Source organism: Flavobacterium sp. (assembly GCF_017744675.1).
GTDB lineage: Bacteria > Bacteroidota > Bacteroidia > Flavobacteriales > Flavobacteriaceae > Flavobacterium.
In genome coordinates, this window is record NZ_JAGIAV010000004.1 from 770852 (window position 1) to 788752 (window position 17901).

At 32.8% G+C, this 17901-nt stretch carries 19 protein-coding genes; 1 reads left to right on the top strand and 18 read right to left on the bottom strand.

Annotated features, from left to right (window positions below; genetic code table 11):
- Positions 1 to 46: 46 nt before the first annotated feature.
- The 18 genes from J7574_RS13595 to J7574_RS13680 form a co-directional block, all read right to left on the bottom strand.
- Positions 47 to 580 (bottom strand): hypothetical protein, encoded by a 534-nt coding sequence (locus J7574_RS13595; protein WP_290969244.1) that lies wholly within the window; start codon positions 578 to 580, stop codon positions 47 to 49.
- Between the two features lie 77 nt (positions 581 to 657).
- Complete coding sequence (gene prfH / locus J7574_RS13600) at positions 658 to 1347, bottom strand: peptide chain release factor H (RefSeq protein WP_290969247.1); 690 nt, start codon at positions 1345 to 1347, stop codon at positions 658 to 660.
- Positions 1335 to 1946, bottom strand: coding sequence for a hypothetical protein (locus J7574_RS13605; protein WP_290969249.1), 612 nt, complete (start codon positions 1944 to 1946; stop codon positions 1335 to 1337). The genes prfH and J7574_RS13605 overlap by 13 nt, the downstream gene beginning before the upstream one ends.
- A 12-nt stretch (positions 1947 to 1958) precedes the next feature.
- Positions 1959 to 3350, bottom strand: coding sequence for an RtcB family protein (locus J7574_RS13610; RefSeq protein ID WP_290969252.1), 1392 nt, complete (start codon positions 3348 to 3350; stop codon positions 1959 to 1961).
- Positions 3340 to 4101, bottom strand: coding sequence for a hypothetical protein (locus tag J7574_RS13615; protein ID WP_290969255.1), 762 nt, complete (start codon positions 4099 to 4101; stop codon positions 3340 to 3342). The genes J7574_RS13610 and J7574_RS13615 overlap by 11 nt, the downstream gene beginning before the upstream one ends.
- Positions 4102 to 4610: 509 nt before the next feature.
- Positions 4611 to 5327: a response regulator transcription factor gene (locus tag J7574_RS13620; RefSeq protein WP_095927693.1), complete on the bottom strand. Its 717-nt coding sequence runs from the start codon at positions 5325 to 5327 to the stop codon at positions 4611 to 4613.
- Positions 5328 to 5330: 3 nt separating this feature from the next.
- On the bottom strand, positions 5331 to 6917 hold the full coding sequence (locus tag J7574_RS13625; RefSeq protein ID WP_290969261.1) for a sensor histidine kinase KdpD: 1587 nt from the start codon (positions 6915 to 6917) through the stop codon (positions 5331 to 5333).
- 59 nt (positions 6918 to 6976) lie between these two features.
- Positions 6977 to 7573 (bottom strand): dephospho-CoA kinase, encoded by a 597-nt coding sequence (coaE, locus tag J7574_RS13630; RefSeq protein ID WP_290969265.1) that lies wholly within the window; start codon positions 7571 to 7573, stop codon positions 6977 to 6979.
- A gap of 2 nt (positions 7574 to 7575) precedes the next feature.
- Complete coding sequence (locus tag J7574_RS13635) at positions 7576 to 8574, bottom strand: glycosyltransferase (protein WP_290969268.1); 999 nt, start codon at positions 8572 to 8574, stop codon at positions 7576 to 7578.
- A 126-nt stretch (positions 8575 to 8700) separates the two neighbouring features.
- Positions 8701 to 9891, bottom strand: a complete 1191-nt coding sequence (gene fabV, locus J7574_RS13640) for an enoyl-ACP reductase FabV (protein ID WP_290969271.1) — start codon at positions 9889 to 9891, stop codon at positions 8701 to 8703.
- A 21-nt stretch (positions 9892 to 9912) separates the two neighbouring features.
- A complete protein-coding gene (locus tag J7574_RS13645; protein ID WP_290969274.1) occupies positions 9913 to 10434 on the bottom strand; it encodes a tetratricopeptide repeat protein in 522 nt (173 codons plus the stop codon).
- Positions 10435 to 10443: 9 nt separating this feature from the next.
- A complete protein-coding gene (gene recN / locus J7574_RS13650; RefSeq protein WP_290969277.1) occupies positions 10444 to 12096 on the bottom strand; it encodes a DNA repair protein RecN in 1653 nt (550 codons plus the stop codon).
- A gap of 57 nt (positions 12097 to 12153) precedes the next feature.
- On the bottom strand, positions 12154 to 13038 hold the full coding sequence (locus J7574_RS13655) for a DUF4835 family protein (protein ID WP_290969279.1): 885 nt from the start codon (positions 13036 to 13038) through the stop codon (positions 12154 to 12156).
- Positions 13039 to 13109: 71 nt separating this feature from the next.
- A complete protein-coding gene (gene coaBC, locus J7574_RS13660; protein WP_290969281.1) occupies positions 13110 to 14324 on the bottom strand; it encodes a bifunctional phosphopantothenoylcysteine decarboxylase/phosphopantothenate--cysteine ligase CoaBC in 1215 nt (404 codons plus the stop codon).
- 7 nt (positions 14325 to 14331) lie between these two features.
- Entirely contained in the window at positions 14332 to 14649 is a 318-nt protein-coding gene (locus J7574_RS13665; protein WP_008463064.1) for a DNA-directed RNA polymerase subunit omega, read from the bottom strand.
- Positions 14650 to 14658: 9 nt separating this feature from the next.
- Positions 14659 to 15453: an outer membrane protein assembly factor BamD gene (locus J7574_RS13670; protein ID WP_290969320.1), complete on the bottom strand. Its 795-nt coding sequence runs from the start codon at positions 15451 to 15453 to the stop codon at positions 14659 to 14661.
- A gap of 138 nt (positions 15454 to 15591) precedes the next feature.
- Positions 15592 to 16473, bottom strand: a complete 882-nt coding sequence (gene dapA / locus J7574_RS13675; protein ID WP_290969322.1) for a 4-hydroxy-tetrahydrodipicolinate synthase — start codon at positions 16471 to 16473, stop codon at positions 15592 to 15594.
- 13 nt (positions 16474 to 16486) lie between these two features.
- Positions 16487 to 16999, bottom strand: a complete 513-nt coding sequence (locus J7574_RS13680; protein WP_290969325.1) for a hypothetical protein — start codon at positions 16997 to 16999, stop codon at positions 16487 to 16489.
- Between the two features lie 46 nt (positions 17000 to 17045).
- Here J7574_RS13680 and J7574_RS13685 point away from each other — a divergent pair, with 46 nt between their 5' ends.
- Positions 17046 to 17825: a 5'-nucleotidase C-terminal domain-containing protein gene (locus J7574_RS13685; protein ID WP_290969328.1), complete on the top strand. Its 780-nt coding sequence runs from the start codon at positions 17046 to 17048 to the stop codon at positions 17823 to 17825.
- The last annotated feature ends 76 nt before the right edge of the window (positions 17826 to 17901 follow it).

Below are 17901 nucleotides of genomic sequence, written 5' to 3' on the forward strand. Positions count from 1 at the left end.
AAAACGATGCTATTCAATTTTGAATATGCATCGTTTTTATCTAAAATCATTTTGATTTCTTTTTAGAATCTTTCTTTTCCTTTTTGGGCTTTTTGTTTTTCAGTAAATCCATTTTACCTTTAACTCGTTTTTCAACTTCGCTAATTCCAGAATCATAATCATGATGAATAGAATATAATTTTGCCTGTTTGATTTCTTTCAAAGCCTCTTTAAACTTATGCTGCACTTCCAAAATAACGGCTTTCTTTATATAAATATCAGACTTATTAATTCCTTTAATAGTCAAAGCAAAGTCTATTAATTTTTGAGCTTCTTCAAAATCTTCATTCAAAATCAAAGTCTGCAAATAATACGGATATACTTCCAAAGCATGAATATTAATCGATAAAGCTTCCTGAAAATAGGTTTTAGCTTCTTCGTAATTCATTAATTGTTCTGCCTGAATTCTTCCGTACAAACACAAAATCATCGTATTTTTTGGATCATAAGAAAAAGCATAATCTAAAGATTCTATAGTTCCTTCAAGCCAAAACGGATAATTATCCAAAGCTTGAAAAAGGTATTTATCAATTGTTTTCATTTTATGTGTTGATATTTATTGTTTTTTTTTGGTCACATATAATTCGCGTATCATCATTCTGTTTTGCGACCAAGTTTTTAATTACGCTCATTTCGTAAATCGTTTTTTAGTTTCTGACGAGTTCCTTTGTAACTTTTCTCCGCTTTATTCTTTTTAAAATCACTTCCTGTAAAAACTCTAACTGGATTTCCACGTTGTACATTCAGCTGATTTTCCCATTGTTTTCCTACGTGATTCTTAAGTTGAAGTAATTTCTCGTCTTCTAGTTTTTTAATTAATCTTTCTGTTGCCAGCTTTTTGTTCTGATGTTGCGAACGGCTATCCATTACCACTACCGCAATTCCTGTTGGAATATGAGTCGCTCGGATTGCAGAACTCACTTTATTGACGTGCTGTCCTCCTGCTCCTGAACTTCGCATAGCCTGATATTGAACATCATTTTCTGAAAACAAATTATTTTTTTGCTGTTCGATTTCAAAAATGCCGATAAACCAGTTTTTGCGTTTGTGCATTTTCCTGAACTGACTTTGACCAATCCATTGAACGGTTCCAATCCAGGAATTGACAAACTGATCGGCATTTTTTCCTTTAATAGCGATTGAAGCCGTTTCTACAGTTCCGTTTTCAGTTCCTGCTTCTCTTTGCAATAGAACAGTTTCCAATTGTTGCTCTTGTGCTTCTTCAAGTACTTTTTTAAGCACTTGGGCAACTACCCAAGTGCATTCTGCAGGTCCACGACCCGCTGTTATCTGAATTATTCTTTCCATTTCTTTAAAATTTTAAGCAGCTTTTCTCTATTCTTCGCTGCTTTTACAAATTGCGGAAGTCTCGAAATCATAGTTCCGTTATAGCTTCCTTCATTGTTTCTTTCTCGCAAATCTGCTCTAATGTATCTTTCCAAATAATCAATGTGATCCAGATTGTAAGCCCAAAACAGATTTCCGTTAACTTCTTTTTGAAACCATAACGGCAAATCATACCACATTTCTTTTGCCAAACCATTGTCTACTTTCGATTCTTCTTTAATTCGATATGTTTTAGCTTTCCATTCCTCCTGAAAATCACAGTGAGGACATTTAGTTTTATACGTCTCAGGTTTCTCCTTTAATGGTTGTGACTCATATTCAAATTTTTCAAAGCAATTGTTGCAGTATTCTTTTATATAAACTATGTACTGATAAACAGGTTCTTTTATTTTGTAAAAGCAACTTTTGCATTCAAAAACCATACTGTGGCATCTTCCGCATACACATTTTTCCTTTAACTTTTCTTTTACAGTCGCCTTTGATTCACACTTTGGACATTTAACCAAAATCTCATTATAAAAGCTTCCCAGCCATTTATTTTCGTCTTGAAATCTTTCCATAATCTTTAATTTTTAGCGATCCATTCTAACAATCTTCGGAGTAAATGTTCCTAAAACCTCTACTAAATCAGTTTGGTTTGCCATTACTTTTTCAATGTCTTTATACGCCATTGGAGCTTCATCGATATTGCCGCCGATTAAAGTCACATCATGTTTTTTCAATTCTTTGTTGATCTGACTTTGTGTAAAACTGCTTTTGCATTTGGCTCTCGAAAATAAACGTCCGGCACCATGCGAAGCTGAGTTTAAACTTTCTGCATTTCCTTTTCCTTTCACAATAAATCCTGGCGCTGTCATCGAACCCGGAATAATTCCCAATTGACCTTCACCTGCTGGTGTTGCTCCTTTTCTGTGCACAATGCATTCTTGACCATTTACCATTTCTTTCCAAGCAAAATTGTGGTGGTTTTCAATTGTAACCACTACTCTTTTCCCGATCGCTTTGGCAATTCTTCTGTGAATATCATCGTGACAAGCCTTTGCATATTCTCCCGCTAAATTCATTGCGAGCCAATATTCTTGACCATCATGAGTATTCAAGTCCAGCCAAGCCAAATGCTGCACATTTTTGGGTAACGGACATTGTTTCGTTGCTAAATAGGTGTAATGCTTCGCAATGTTAGCACCTAAACCGCGAGAACCACTGTGTGACAAAACAGCAAAATATTCACCTTTTTCTAGTTTCCATTCATTCTCTGGATTCTCAATTTTGGCAATTCCGAATTCTACAAAATGATTTCCTCCGCCTGAACTTCCCAATTGTTTGTATGCTTTCGGCAAAAGATTTTTTAATAGCGGAATATTTTGGAATTCGCTTTTATAAAACACCTCATGATCGACTCTTGAAGCATGTGTTTCATACATTCCAAACTTCGTATTGTCTTTTAAAATTGCTTCGAGTTGATGCTCTCTTCCTTTGAAATGAGAAGCAGGCAAATCAAAAATTGAAAGACTCATTCTGCACCCAATATCAACTCCAACTCCATACGGAATAATCGCGTTATCAGTAGCAAGTACTCCCCCAATCGGCAAACCATAACCCGAATGGGCATCTGGCATTAAAGCTCCAGCAACCGAAATTGGCAGTTTCAGTGAATCGTACAATTGAAATTTGGCTTGCTGATCTATTTCATTTTCACCAAAAATGGTAAAAGGCGCTCTTGTTGTTTTAAGCTGATGCATTCTTACCTGAACGGGTTTGATTAAGCCTTCTGCAACTTTTCCCCAAGTTCCATTTCCTTCGTATTTTTCAGGATTTAGCAATACATCTTTTGCTTCTGTTAGAATAGATTCCTTTTTTTCTCTTTTTCTATATCTATTTATCTGCCCTAAGGCGATGTTTATTGAATTGTTCTTTGGAAAGCCTAACTTAATTAGGTCTTTTCCCGATAATTTATTTCCCATGATTTTCTATCATTTCGTCTGCATATTGCTGATACAAAGCATGCAGGCTTTTATTTTTAATTGGGCTTATCTCTTTCGGATTTTCGTTTTCATAATAACTCCATTTATGAGATCTGCCTTGTATTAATCGGTTTATCTTATATCTCAGATGATGATTTACAATGTAATTGTCAAGAGTCTGAATCTGACTTTCTAAAACTGAATCGACCATTTTGGTGTGCGTTATCATATAAGGACTAACACGAAGCACATAGCGCCAAGGCTCGTTAAACACATAATGAATTTTATATCGTTTAAAGTTGCTGCACCAGCGTTCTCTTTTATAAAAATGTGCTTTTTCTTTTTCGGTCAATTCCAGTTTTGAACTTTTCCATTCCCATTCTGAAAATTCTTTTACAGTTTGAATTTTTTCAACATAAACATTTCTCCTTTTTCTCTTTTTCTTTCTCTTAAAAGATTTTTCGGGAGAAAACTGCCATGTATTTATTTTTTCCAATAATTCACTGTAAAATGGTGCTTCACTTGATTTGGCAACATCATCTCTTAATTTAAAATTGCGCTGCCAGCCCTTTTGATAAGGAATTTCTAAAGGAACTAATGGCAAGTCTCTACGCTTGTTCCAAAGTTCGACTTCAAGTTTTCTTAACTGAATTAATTGTTTTTCAAAATCTTCTTTTACTGCTCTTTTCTTTCTTCTTTTACTTTTAAAACGAGTACATAAAGCATACTCGTCTACCGTATAATTTTCCATAAAAAAATTATCGTGCATTAAATTAACAGCCAAAAAGGCCTAACCTTTTATCCTGTCGGATAAATTCTAAAAATCGATTTTCGGGAAAATTTTGAAGTGTCTAGAATAAAAAAAGCCCGAAACTTATTGTCTTCGGGCTTTTTTATATATCTAAAAGTATATTTCTAAGATTGAAATAAGCCACGAAGAATTGCTTCACCAAATACATTTGATGTAAAGCTCTGAGATGTCGATGTAAGTACAAACACTATTTCTTCGTTTTAAAGGGTTATTAATTTTTTCGTGTGCAAATATTCATAATACTTTTTTGATTTTCCAAATTTATTTAAAGAAAATTCTTCAAAATAGAATTTACTAAAATTTCATAGACTTCAAAAAACAATCACATCATTTTAAAAATCAACTACTTAAAGTCAAATTTACAATACAAAACAAATCAAAAATATTTTGGTTTAATGCACAAAAAAAGCCCTGATTTCTCAGAGCTTTTATATTTTTTACTGAATTAATTATTCAGAAACTTTGCTTTTTATCACTAATCTAAAACCTTCTCCGTGAATATTTAAGATTTCAACGTCTTCATCTGCTTTTAGATATTTTCTTAATTTAGCAATGTAAACGTCCATACTTCTTGATGTGAAGTAGTTATCGTCTCTCCAGATTTTTGTTAAAGCTAATTCTCTTGGCATTAAATCATTTTCATGAAGAATAAGCATTTTAAGCAATTCATTTTCTTTTGGAGACAATTTAATTGGCTCTTCATCTTGGAAAGTAAGGAATCTTAATTTTGAATTTAAGTGGAATTTACCAATATTAAATTCAAACTGTACTTGCTCTGCTTTTGTATCAGCTGATTTTCTTTGAATGATTGCTTTAATTTTCATTAAAAGAACTTCTGAATCAAAAGGTTTATTTAAATAATCGTCTGCACCAGCTTTGTAACCTTTTAACACATCTTCTTTCATAGATTTTGCTGTTAAAAAGATAATTGGCACTTCACTATTCTTCTCTCTAATTTCTTTGGCCAAAGTGTAACCATCTTTATAAGGCATCATTACGTCAAGAATACATAAGTCATATACGTCCTTCTTGAATTTCTCGAAACCTTCCATACCGTTTTTAGCTAAAGTAACTTCAAAGTCATTTAACATTAGATAATCTTTAAGAACCGCCCCAAAATTTAGGTCATCTTCTACTAAAAGTATTCTTTTGTTAGTATTTTCCATATTTTAATTTATTAATGGTATTTTTATTATAAAGGTGCTACCTTTTCCTTTTTCGCTTTCTACATATACTTGACCATTGTGATCCTCTACTATTCTTTTTACGTATGCAAGCCCTAAACCATGTCCTTTTACATTGTGAAGATCTCCTGTATGCTCTCTATAAAACTTCTCAAATACTCGTTTTTGAGCTATCTTACTCATTCCCAATCCATGATCTCTCACTTTAATCAAAATCATATCTTTAATGTTTTCAGTAAAGATTTCGATCTCTGGCGCATCTGGAGAATATTTAATGGCATTTTCCAAAATATTAACCAGTACGTTTGTAAAGTGCACTTCGTTTATCAAACAGGTTGTTCTTGCTGCGTTGTAATGCTTAACTACAGTACCTTTTCTGTCTTCCAAAATAAGATTCACATGCTCGATAGCATCGTCAATTATATCTGTTACAACAGTTGGTTCTTTTGTAATATCAAGCTCTCGCTTTTCTAATTTTGAAATACGCAAAACGTTTTCAACCTGAGCATGCATTCTTTTATTTTCGTCACGAATCATTTGAAGATAGCGGTAAACCTTCTCTTTATCTTCAATAACTTTCGGACTTCTTATAGCATCTAATGCTAAGTTTATAGTTGCAATTGGAGTTTTAAACTCATGCGTCATGTTATTTATAAAATCGGTTTTGATTTCAGAAATATGCTTCTGACGCAATAATTGATTTAACGCACTTGTATAGGCAACTATTATAATTAATGTAAAAACTATTGATAAAATAGTAATACTTAATAATTCAGATAATAAGAATTTCTTTTTGTGCGGGAAGGTTACTGATAATTCGTACCTGCTATTCCCTTCATTATCTGTATAAATTGGAATATTATAGGTGGATTCTTTATCAAAATGAAATCCATCGGATTTAATTTTTGTTGGAACACCACTACTGTATATTCCGAATTCAAATTTGGTCTTTACACCATATTCTTCCAGCTCTTTCTTCAATAATTTAAAAAGCTTGTCTTTTGTAATTCTCCCTTCGATTGGGGTCAAAGCGGCAATATCTTTATATTGAATCTGCTGTTGAACTTTATTTAAAATATCTAAACTTCCCGATTTTTCAATTTTAAGGTCAGGAATAATACTCTGTCCTAAACTATTATTGTCAATTCCGGTGTTATTATTATAAACTTCTGTTACTCTTTTTGAACTAAAATTCTTAAAACGTTCACTGCTGAATTTTTTGTTGAAAACAGAACCATTGATATCGTAATCTTCAGATGTCAACGTATTTGAATAAACAATCGTTTTATTGGTCTTTGTGTTTCTCTGTACGTAAAGTACCTCTAGTAAATCTTCTTTTTTTGGAATTTTACCCGTACTGTCTTTTATACGGTTGTATTTGTCGTAGAAACTGTACTCTTCTTGTTGTTCCAGCTTATCTGCAACATTTCCAATTACTTGAGTAACGTGGTATTTAAATTGCTCTTCATTATTTTTGAACGAAGAATTGAACCAAAACACTTGTACCAGAATTATCCCTATCAAGGACAGACTCATCAATAAAACAAGTATTCTAAAAAATAATTTATTCATCGAAACAAAATTAATATTTTAACAATATACTAAATAATACATTAACCAAATATTAACATTTAAGACTGTTTTTGTTTTATATTTAAAATTTTAAGAATTTTAACAACTTCTTCTTTAGCATTTTTAAGATTATTGTTATTAATCACGAAATTGCTCTTAGAAATTCGTTTTTCATCATTCCACTGCATTTTCATTCTGCTTAATACTTGCTCGCGGGTTGTTTTATCTCGTTTTATAACTCGCTCAATTCTTATTTCTTCTGGAGCTGTCACGGTTATAATTACGTCACAATCTTTATATCGGCCGCTCTCAAACAAAATAGCAGCTTCATACATTACATAATCATATTCTTTATGCTCTTTTACCCATGCTTCAAAATCTAATTTTACTGCAGGATGAACAATTGCATTTAATTTTGCCAGCTGTTCTTTATCATTAAAAACGACTTGTGCTAATTTGGCGCGATTTAAAACTTCACCATCAAAAATGTTGCCACCAAAAGCAGATTTTACTTCAGCAAGAATATTTTTTGATTGCATCACTCTTTTTGCACCGTCATCAGCAATATAAACAGGAACGCCCATTTCTTGAAAATAGTTTGCAACAGTAGTTTTTCCGCTGCCAATTCCTCCTGTAAGACCAATAACTTTTGTCATTCTTATACTTTAAAAAACATACGCGGAAAAGCTTCTTGCGGTTTTTTCTTTAATAAAATCACTTTGATGTATGATTTTAAAAATCCTGTTCCGTAACCATAAAACTGTTTCCACACCGCTATAACAGATAGATATCCAATTTTGATGCTTTTATTTTGAACACTAGCTGTAAGAAAAATTATAACGAAATATACAAAATATAATTGTAATAAAATATCGATATTAAAAATTAACAATAAAAAAGCTAATAATAATCCAAACAAAAAGAAAGTTGGAAAGAAAAAAGTCAATTTATTATGTTCTGGATACCAGCTATTTAATATTGGTCGCGCAATTCCAAATTTATTTACTTGGACAGAGAATTTCTCCCAATCGATTCTTCTTTTGTGATACACATAAGCTTCTTTAAAAAGTCTTGTTTCGAAACCTAAATTCCATAAGCGAATCGATAGATCAGGATCTTCTCCCGGGTGAATATTTCCAAAACCATTTGAAGCTTCAAAAGCCTTTTTAGAAATTCCCATGTTAAAACTACGTGGCTGAAACTTGTTTATTTTCTCAGAACCACCTCTAATACCGCCGGTTGTCAAAAAAGACGTCATAGCAAAATTAATTGCTTTTTGAATATTCGAAAAACTATCTAATGCCTTATCTGGACCACCAAAACAGTCTACATATTGCTCATTTAATTCTTTGCGTACCTCTGATAGATATTGTGAAGGAATAATGCAATCTGAATCAAAAATGATAAAATAATCGCCTCTGGCTCTCTGCATTCCGAAATTTCTCGAATCACCAGGCCCTGAGTTTTCTTTAAAATAATAGGAGATATTTAATTTCCCTTGATAATTCATCACCACATCTCGACATGGAATAGAAGACCCATCTTCGACAAGAACAATTTCAAAAGCTTCATTATAATCAGATTTTGTGAGACTTTCCAAAAGCTCATCAACTTCATCGGGACGATTATACACGGGTATAATTAAAGAAAAAATCATAGCAGAATATGCGTTATTAAAGGGTATATTTTTACTGTTTTAAAATTTTAACAAAGATATGTTATATTAACAAAAAAACCATCAACTTTTGGTTGATGGTTTTTCGTTTTACGTCGTAAAATATTGTTATTTGATACTTTCAATCTCAACAACTTCGTTAGTATCTGCGTTGTAATCAACACCAGGAACTTCGAAACCGAATAAGTTTAAGAAATCGTTTCTATAACCTGCTAAATCACCAATTTCTGGCAATGTTTCAGTTGTAGCTTCTAACCAAAGTTTAGCTACTTTTTCCTGAACATCTTCGCGCATTTCCCAGTCGTCAATTCTAATTCTTCCTTTTTCATCAACAGGAACTTCAGAACCATTGTATAATCTATCTTGGAATAAACGCTGAATTTGCTCGATACATCCTTCGTGAATTCCTTCTTCTTTCATGATTTTGTATAAAAGAGAGATGTATAATGGAATTACAGGAATTGCAGAACTTGCTTGAGTTACCAAAGCTTTATTTACAGAAACATACGCTTTTCCTCCGATAGATTTCAATGAATCTTCGATAGTAAATGCAGTTGCTTCTAAGTGGTCTTTTGCACGACCGATAGTTCCTTTTCTATAAACTGCTTCAGTTAATGCTGGCCCGATATAAGAATAAGCAACTGTTACAGCACCTTCTGCCAACAAATTTTCAGCTTTCAAAGCGTCAATCCACATTGCCCAGTCTTCACCTCCCATAACTGCTACAGTATTTTCGATATCTTCCTCGTTTGCTGGAGAAATCGAAACATCTGAAACTTTTCCTGTATGGAAATCAACTGTTTTGTTTGTAAAAGTTTGTCCGATTGGTTTTAAAACTGAACGATGTGTAACACCTGTATTTGGATTTGTACGTACTGGAGACGCTAGACTGTAAATTACAAGATCTACTTGTCCTAAATCTGCTTTAATTAGATCTAGAGTTTCTCTTTTAATTTCGTTTGAAAACGCATCACCGTTGATACTTTTTGCATATAAACCTGCTTTGTGAGCTTCTTTTTCGAATGCTGCAGAATTATACCATCCTGGAGAAGCTGTTTTTCCTTCAACTGGTGGTTTTTCAAAAAACACTCCAATTGTTGATGCACCAGAACCAAAAGCACTAGTAATTCTTGAAGCCAATCCGAAACCTGTAGAAGCGCCAATAACTAAAACTTTTTTAGCCCCAGCGATTTCTCCTTTAGATTTCACGTATTCGATTTGATTTTTTACATTTTGCTCAGCTCCCGTTGGGTGGGCAGTCAAACAAATAAATCCTCTCATTCTAGGTTCTATAATCATCTTGCAATTATTTTTTTTGTATTATTTCAATTTCAGTTTTAATTTTTCAAAAATAGACATTTTATCCTTAACCCTTTTCATATTGGCCTTCATATTGTCAATAAAATTTGGGTTTAATGCATTTTTCATAGCCTCCTTATAATAGTTGTAAGCAGCCGTATATTGGTTTTCATACTCCGCCATTCTACCTAATTCACTGTTATAAGAAGAGTTATCTGCATTTTCTAAATTTGCTATCGTAAATTCAATATGCTCTTTTGCTTCGGCATAACGGCCGATATCGATAAGCAAATAAGTATAATTTAAATAAGGTGCAGGATATTTAGGATCAAATTTCATCGCCAATTTATAGTGATAAATCCCTCTTTCGTAATCTGTAAGTTTATTGTAGTAAATCCATCCCAAATGATTATGTGCTTTGCCGAAATCGGGATATTGGGATAAGATTTCTTCGAGCAATTCTTTTGCATCTGCTGAATTTCCTTCAGAAATTAATGAATCTGCTTTTATAAATTGATTTTCGTAAAAACTCAAACTCTCCATTTCTATATTTTAATTCAATAATTCTTTTGCGTGATTTAAGGCAGAATCAGAAATATTTGCTCCTGATAACATTTGAGCTATTTCTATAATTCGATCTTCTTGCGATAAAAGCTTTAATTCTGAAAGCGTATCGTTGCCAACTGTAGATTTAGAAACTTTGAAATGAGATTCTCCTTTTGCCGCAATTTGCGGTAAATGGGTAATTGCAAATATCTGCATCGTTGTGCTCATTTCTTTCATGATCTCCCCCATTCTAATCGCAATTTCTCCAGAAACCCCAGTGTCAATTTCATCAAATATTAAAGTTGGCAGTTTTGAATATTTAGCCAAAATAGCTTTCACAGCAAGCATAATACGCGACATCTCTCCACCAGAAGCCACTTTTTTCAGCAAACCAAAATCGGTTCCTTTATTGGCAGAGAATAAAAATTGCAATTCGTCTTTTCCGTTTTGGAAATAGGTTTCGGAAGGTTGCAATTCCATATTAAAACGAGCATTTGGCATTCCTAATGTTTCTAAAATAGCAACCAATTGTGCTGATAGATTCGGAATTGCATTAACTCTATTTCCATGTATTTTAGAAGCATAATGATCTAATTCTGATGCTTTTTCTTCGATAATTTTAGTTAATGAAGCGATTTCTTCATCCATATTATCCAGCTCTAGCAAAGAGTTTCCTAAATCTGCTTGTATTTGAAGCAATTCATCTACAGAACTTACCTGATGTTTTTTCTGTAAATTATAAATTGACTGCAGTTTTTGATTTATAAGTTCTAATTGAGCTGGATCATTTAACAATTTCTCTGAACAGCTTTGCAATTCTTTAGAAACATCGTCAAATTCAATCGTTAGACTTGTTATTCTTTCAAATAAATTTTGATATTCAACAGAAAAAGGAGCTACTTTTTGCAATGCATTTTTAATTTCATTCAAATTATGAAAAACACCAAACTGCTCTTCGTTTGCAATTGCCAAAGATTTATCTAGAGATTCTTTAATAATCTCAACATTATTCAGCTTTTCATAGTCAGATTCTAATTCTTCCTGTTCGCCAGATTTTAATTGAGCCGCCACCAATTCATTCAACAAAAAGGTATGGTATTCTTGCTCTTTTCCTGCGTCGCTTTGTTTTTTCAGCAACGCATTTAACTTTGATTTATCTGATTTATAAGACTTCAGCAGTTTTTGATACTCCGCAATTACTTCAGCATTATTAGCGATCGCATCAATAATTTTAAACTGTACATTTTCATCTGATAATTCCTGTGTTTGCTGTTGCGAATGAATATCAATCAAATACAAACTTAAATCTTGCAGTTCCTGAAGATTTACAGGACTATCGTTTATAAAAGCACGAGATTTACCAGAAGGCAAAATTTCTCTCCTAATGATGGTTTCGTCTTCGTAATCCAAATCATTAGCTTCAAAAAAATCTCTTAAATTGTATTTGCCAATTTCAAATTGCGCTTCGATAACACATTTTTCTTCTTTATTTTTTAACGAAGTAAGATCTGCTCTTTTACCCAAAACAAGACCAATAGCTCCTAAAATAATCGATTTTCCTGCACCTGTCTCACCTGTAATTATAGAAAAACCTTTAGAAAAATCTATGGCTAGCTTTTCGATAAGAGCATAATTTTTAATTGACAGTGATGTAATCATAGGGCAGTTTTGTAAATATAAAATTAAAGTTAGCGAAGATAAAAAAAGAAGGCCAGATTAGTATTTAATCTGTGACCATTTCGTAGAATTTAACGGAGAAACTTTATTTAAAACATCGGTTAAATCTGTAATTGGAATACTTGGACCTCCTGAAAAAATAGAAACAATTTCGTCTGATTTTGCATCAAAGAAAACTCGAGTTATAAAAGCATTTGGCTTAACCGAATTTAATTTACCGATAAGCATTAAGGCGTTTTTTATTTTCTCTTTGGCTGCTTTTGTATCCAATGTCATAGCATCTAATCCTGTATGATAAGCATACGTAACTTGACGCAAATCACTATAGGTTGGCGCAATCATATCATTAATTAAATAATAGCGATTCTGAAGTCCGTCAGATTGATTCCATCCTTTAAAACCTCCTTGTTGTGCCACATTGGCAATATTTTGTGCAGTCTGAAGATACGGATTTCCTGCTCCCATTTGAAAAGTATCGGCATCCATTCCTAAAATCACATAACAGTAGAAAGATATTACAGAAACCAAGTTTGAATCGTAAGTACTTGGATTGAATAATAGTGGTTCGTATTCTGTATATCTGAAATTGAAATCTTTGTCGTTGTAATTTAAAACCGGAGAAGAATAGGTAGAATTAAAAATCAATCTGGAAGACTGAACTTGAATGGTTCCTGTAAATTGATCTGAACTGTTTGAGGACAATGTAATATACATCGAACAGTTTATTCTCTCGTTTTGTTTTAAAATCGATCCTGTCCAGTCTGTTTTATTTACAAACTCAGCCAGAGAGGTTTGAAGCGTTTTAAAAACCTGATTATTCGGATTTGTTAGACGTTCTGTATTAATTGTTACTGTACAATTTAGCTGTTGAGCTTGCACAAAACCAAAGCTTAAAAACACTAATAGCGTAACTATCTTATTCATAATCGTCTAATATTTAATTTTACAAACATAAATGGATTTCCAAATTATGCTTTTGGCGTATATTTTAAATTTTATGATTTTGAAAAATGCAGAATTACTTTATTCAAAATATCAGCCGCAACAGATTCTTTAGATTTTAATTCCATAGGTTCGATTTCAAAATTTTTATCAATAAACGTTACTTTATTGGTTTCTTTTTTAAAACCTGCACCTTTATCTTGTAAGGAATTTAAAACAATCAAATCTAAGTTTTTTTTCTGAATTTTCAGCTTAGCATTTTCAATTTCATTTTGAGTTTCTAGTGCGAATCCGATTAAAAACTGATTTTTTTTGATAGCTCCCAAAGAAGACAGTATATCTTTCGTCTTTTCAAGTTCTATCGAAAAATCATCTGTACTCTTTTTAATCTTTTGATCTGCAACAAATTTAGGTCTGTAATCTGCAACAGCAGCGGCAGCAATTGCAGCATCAACTTCATTAAAGTACAAATGGCAAGCATCATACATTTCTTGAGCCGAAACAACATCAACCACTTTTATTAAACTATTTTTAGCTTTTAAATGGGTTGGTCCTGCTATTAAAAACACCTCTGCTCCTAAACTTGCTGCTTCGTTAGCAATATCAAACCCCATTTTTCCTGAAGAATGATTTCCTATAAAACGCACTGGGTCTATCGCTTCGTATGTCGGACCTGCAGTTACTAGTATTTTTTTTCCTTTTAAAGGCAGTTTGCTTTCTAAATCGGCTTCTAGAAACGCCACAATATTCTCAGGTTCAGCCATACGACCTTCTCCAGACAAACCACTAGCCAGTTCTCCGCTTTCAGCAGGAATCATAATGTTTCCAAACTGTTTTAAAGCTGTGAAGCTCGATAAAGTTGAAGGGTGCTTGTACATATCCAAGTCCATTGCAGGCGCAAAATAAACTGGACATTTTGCCGATAAATAAGTAGCAATTAAAAGATTATCACAGTTTCCTGTAGCCATTTTAGACAATGTATTTGCAGTAGCAGGTGCAACCAGCATAAAATCTGCCCAAAGAGCCAATTCTACGTGATTGTTCCAAACCGCATCTTCATTATCTTCATTAAAGAAACTTGAATGTACTGGATTTTTTGATAAAGTAGATAATGTAAGTGGGGTTACAAAATCCTTAGAAGCAGGTGTCATGATCACTTGGACATGTGCACCTGCTTTTATAAAAAGTCGTACTAAAGTGGCTGTTTTATACGCTGCGATTCCACCAGAAACACCCAGTAAAATCTTTTTCCCGTTTAAAACTGACATTGTACTGTTATTTGTTTGAACTTCTGTGGTAAGTTTTACCGTCTAACCATTCTTGAACAGCTAAAGCGTGTGGTTTTGGTAATTTTTCGTAAAATTTAGAAACTTCAATTTGTTCTTTATTTTCAAAAACTTCTTCTAGACTATCATTATAAGTAGCAAACTCTTCTAATTTTTCAGTCAATTCTTTTTTAATCTCTGAATTAATTTGATTTGCTCTTTTAGCCATAATGGTAATTGCCTCATACACATTTCCTGTTGGCTCTTCAATAACTGTTTTATTGTAAGTTATTGTGTTTACAGGAGCATTCGTCTTTTTTAAATCCATGACTTTCTTTTATTTAGTAAATTTTTGTAAATCTGTTTCAACTCTGGCATTCATTTCGTCTGCCTGTTTTTTATATTTTGTATCGCTTTTAAATTTGATCAAATTAGCATAAGCTGTTTGCGCAACATGCAAGCGTTCTTCCATTTTTGAAGGAATACTGTTTATTGCCAATTTATATGCCGAATCATATTTATAAAACAATGCATCTTCTTTTAAAGGTGTTCCAGGGAAATCAGCGATAAAGTTATCAAAAGCTATTAAAGCCGATTTGTAATCTGAAATTGTATTGTATCCTTTAGCGTTTTCGTATGCTTTTTTCTCCAATTTTGCATTTAGCTTCTGTACAGCCTCATTTGCTTGAGGAATATATTCAGAGTTTGGATAGTTATCAATAAAAGTCTGTAATTTTTCTAACGCTTTTACAGTATCTGCTTGATCTAAGCTATAAACCGGAGACAATTTAGAGTAGCTGTAAGCTCCTAAGAAAGCTGCTTCCTGCACTTTTTCACTTCTTGGATAACCCGACACGAATGCTTCAAACTGGTAACCAGCTAGATAATATTGTTTTGTTTTATAATAGGACTGCGAAAACATGTAAAACAGTTTTTCTGCCTGAGGCTTTCCTCGGTAAGAAGTTGCCAATTGCTCAAAAAGACGAATCGCTTTTGTGTATTTACCGGCATCATACATTTTTGTTGCCATCTCAAATTTTGCTGCAACATCTTCATTTTTCAACGCTTTTTGATATTCTCCACAAGAATAAAAAAGAGTTACAACAATTAAAAGCAATAGTGTTTTTTTCATTTTCTTACTGTTATTACAATCTCTCAGACAATTTATGCCAAAGTGAAATTGCACCGAAGTTTCGGTGGCAAATTTAGTTATTAATTTAGCTACTGCAAAATAATTTTTTAGTATCTTAAAATACTAACACTTTAACAATTATTTAATGCTGTTTTTTACAAACTCATTTAGTCTTGCCGCTAGAGAATCATCAACAGAAACTAAAGGTAGACGAACTGTGTTTTCAGCAATTCCAAGTGCTTGAAAGATTTGTTTGATGCCGGCTGGATTTCCTTGCTCAAAAATCATATCAATGCTATCTGATAAAAAGTAATGTGTTTTGAAAGCGTCTGCCGCTTTTTTATTTAATCCTAAACGGATCATTTCTGAAAATTCTTTAGGAAAACCTTGTCCAATTACAGAAATAACGCCTGCTCCACCTGCTAATACAATTGGCAATGCCAGCATATCATCTCCAGAAATCACCAAGAAATCTTTTGGAGCATTTTTAATAATCTGCATAGCTTGCGCCATATCTCCAGCAGCTTCTTTAATAGCTACAACATTTTTAAAATCGTTAGCTAAGCGCGCCACTGTCGAAGGCAGCATGTTGCTTGCCGTTCTTCCTGGAACATTATATAGGATTACAGGAACTGGAGAAGCCTCAGCAATTGCTTTAAAATGCTGATAAATTCCTTCCTGAGTTGGTTTGTTATAATATGGAGAAACAGATAATATCGCTTCAAAAGCCGAAAAATCTCTTGTTTTTAACTCTTCAACAATCTGCATAGTATTATTTCCTCCAACTCCTAAAACTAGAGGCAATCTTCCTTTATTTACATCGATTACAGTCTTTATAACCAACTCTTTCTCCTCTGTTGTAAGGGTTGCATTTTCTGCTGTTGTTCCCATTACTACAAGATACTCCACTCCACCATCTATAGAGAAGTTTACAATTCGCTGTAAAGCCTCAATGTCAACTGAAAAATCTTTTTTAAATGGCGTTACAAGTGCAACACCAGTTCCTATTAATGATTGCATATTATTAATTAATTTATTTTATATTTTTTAAATACCTAAACAATTCTGAAACGAACAGTTTATAGTTCCCTAATTCTGTATGAATCATCAAACGATTCAGCCTTTGATCTACAGCAGAAAATCCGACTTTAAATTTAGCTTTTGACTGGCTTGTAAGTAACATCAAAATACTGTTTTCGACATTATAATAACTCAGCAAAAGATCAAATTCTGAATTTACAAATTCATTCAAGAAATCTTCTGTAATTCTGCCTCTCCAATTGATGTGTTTTTTACCAAAAGTTGGACGAGAATAGCTTTCTTTTTTCTTAAATTTTCCTCTGTACGCTGCAACTTTTATATTTTCTTCAGCAATTCCATAGCTTGTTAGCTCTTTCAGGAGTGCTTCCGAATGTTCAAAATTGCTCTCATCTATCAATAAACCAATTGTTTGAACGTTTTTAGTAAATACTTCGTTTTTTTCGTTATTTAAATTAACATTTAATGATTTTTTTACAAAAAACTCCTTTATATAATTCAAAAACATAGTACTTTTACCAATTACAAAATTAATTATTTAAGTTGCATTTAAAATGGTAAAACTAAAAAAGTATAACGGATTTTTAAAACTTTTTGTTATATTCTTAACACTTTTTTTAATCTCTTCATGTAGTTCGAAAAACTACAATTTAACTAAAATTGAAGGAAAACAACTCCCTGTTACTGAAAAGACTGGAGAAACTGCTGAAATTGAAAACTTTATTAAGCCTTATCGCGATCACATTAATAAGGATTTGGATAATGTATTGGCTTATTGTCCTGAAACACTTGACAAAAGCACAGGAAAATGGCAAACTGGCATTGGGAGTTTATTGGCTGATGTTTGCGTACAAAGAGGAAACATCGTTTTTAACGCTCGCGAAAAGAAAGATATTGATATCTGTCTTTTAAATCATGGCGGTATTCGTGCTATTCTTCCTAAAGGAAATGTTACAACAAGATCGGCTTTCGAAATTATGCCTTTTGAAAACAGTTTGGTTGTTATGGCTTTAAAAGGGGAACAAATCTTAGATATTGCTGCTTATATTATTAAGGAGAAAAAACCTCAACCATTGTCTGGAATGACTTTTACAATTACTAAAGACAATAAGGCAAAAAATATCATGGTACAAGGTAAACCTCTTGATGTAAACAAAACGTATTACGTTGCTACAAATGATTATTTAGCAAATGGAGGCGATAATATGGCTTTCTTTGCAAAAAGCACTCAGAAGTTTGACTTAAACTACAAACTTAGAGATGTATTGATTGATTATTTTAAAGAAGTAGACACTGTTGTGGCTCCAAAAAATATTAGAATCACAGAGGAATAAATAATGGAGTCTGCCACGACCCGAGCGATAGCGAACTGGCGAAGCAATTAAGCAAATTTGCACAAATTTTAGAATT

What these genes read in the sequence shown, in the direction of transcription:
- recN (WP_290969277.1), bottom strand. Translation starts at nt 12,096, where the DNA reads ATGATTACATCACTGTCAATTAAAAATTATGCTCTTATCGAAAAGCTA.
- fabV (WP_290969271.1), bottom strand. Translation starts at nt 9,891, where the DNA reads ATGATTATAGAACCTAGAATGAGAGGATTTATTTGTTTGACTGCCCAC.
- J7574_RS13595 (WP_290969244.1), bottom strand. Translation starts at nt 580, where the DNA reads ATGAAAACAATTGATAAATACCTTTTTCAAGCTTTGGATAATTATCCG.
- J7574_RS13665 (WP_008463064.1), bottom strand. Translation starts at nt 14,649, where the DNA reads ATGGATTTAAAAAAGACGAATGCTCCTGTAAACACAATAACTTACAAT.
- J7574_RS13615 (WP_290969255.1), bottom strand. Translation starts at nt 4,101, where the DNA reads ATGGAAAATTATACGGTAGACGAGTATGCTTTATGTACTCGTTTTAAA.
- dapA (WP_290969322.1), bottom strand. Translation starts at nt 16,473, where the DNA reads ATGCAATCATTAATAGGAACTGGTGTTGCACTTGTAACGCCATTTAAA.
- J7574_RS13680 (WP_290969325.1), bottom strand. Translation starts at nt 16,999, where the DNA reads ATGTTTTTGAATTATATAAAGGAGTTTTTTGTAAAAAAATCATTAAAT.
- J7574_RS13670 (WP_290969320.1), bottom strand. Translation starts at nt 15,453, where the DNA reads ATGAAAAAAACACTATTGCTTTTAATTGTTGTAACTCTTTTTTATTCT.
- J7574_RS13635 (WP_290969268.1), bottom strand. Translation starts at nt 8,574, where the DNA reads ATGATTTTTTCTTTAATTATACCCGTGTATAATCGTCCCGATGAAGTT.
- J7574_RS13610 (WP_290969252.1), bottom strand. Translation starts at nt 3,350, where the DNA reads ATGGGAAATAAATTATCGGGAAAAGACCTAATTAAGTTAGGCTTTCCA.
- J7574_RS13655 (WP_290969279.1), bottom strand. Translation starts at nt 13,038, where the DNA reads ATGAATAAGATAGTTACGCTATTAGTGTTTTTAAGCTTTGGTTTTGTG.
- J7574_RS13625 (WP_290969261.1), bottom strand. Translation starts at nt 6,917, where the DNA reads ATGAATAAATTATTTTTTAGAATACTTGTTTTATTGATGAGTCTGTCC.
- coaBC (WP_290969281.1), bottom strand. Translation starts at nt 14,324, where the DNA reads ATGTCAGTTTTAAACGGGAAAAAGATTTTACTGGGTGTTTCTGGTGGA.
- J7574_RS13645 (WP_290969274.1), bottom strand. Translation starts at nt 10,434, where the DNA reads ATGGAGAGTTTGAGTTTTTACGAAAATCAATTTATAAAAGCAGATTCA.
- J7574_RS13605 (WP_290969249.1), bottom strand. Translation starts at nt 1,946, where the DNA reads ATGGAAAGATTTCAAGACGAAAATAAATGGCTGGGAAGCTTTTATAAT.
- coaE (WP_290969265.1), bottom strand. Translation starts at nt 7,573, where the DNA reads ATGACAAAAGTTATTGGTCTTACAGGAGGAATTGGCAGCGGAAAAACT.
- J7574_RS13620 (WP_095927693.1), bottom strand. Translation starts at nt 5,327, where the DNA reads ATGGAAAATACTAACAAAAGAATACTTTTAGTAGAAGATGACCTAAAT.
- J7574_RS13685 (WP_290969328.1), top strand. Translation starts at nt 17,046, where the DNA reads ATGGTAAAACTAAAAAAGTATAACGGATTTTTAAAACTTTTTGTTATA.
- prfH (WP_290969247.1), bottom strand. Translation starts at nt 1,347, where the DNA reads ATGGAAAGAATAATTCAGATAACAGCGGGTCGTGGACCTGCAGAATGC.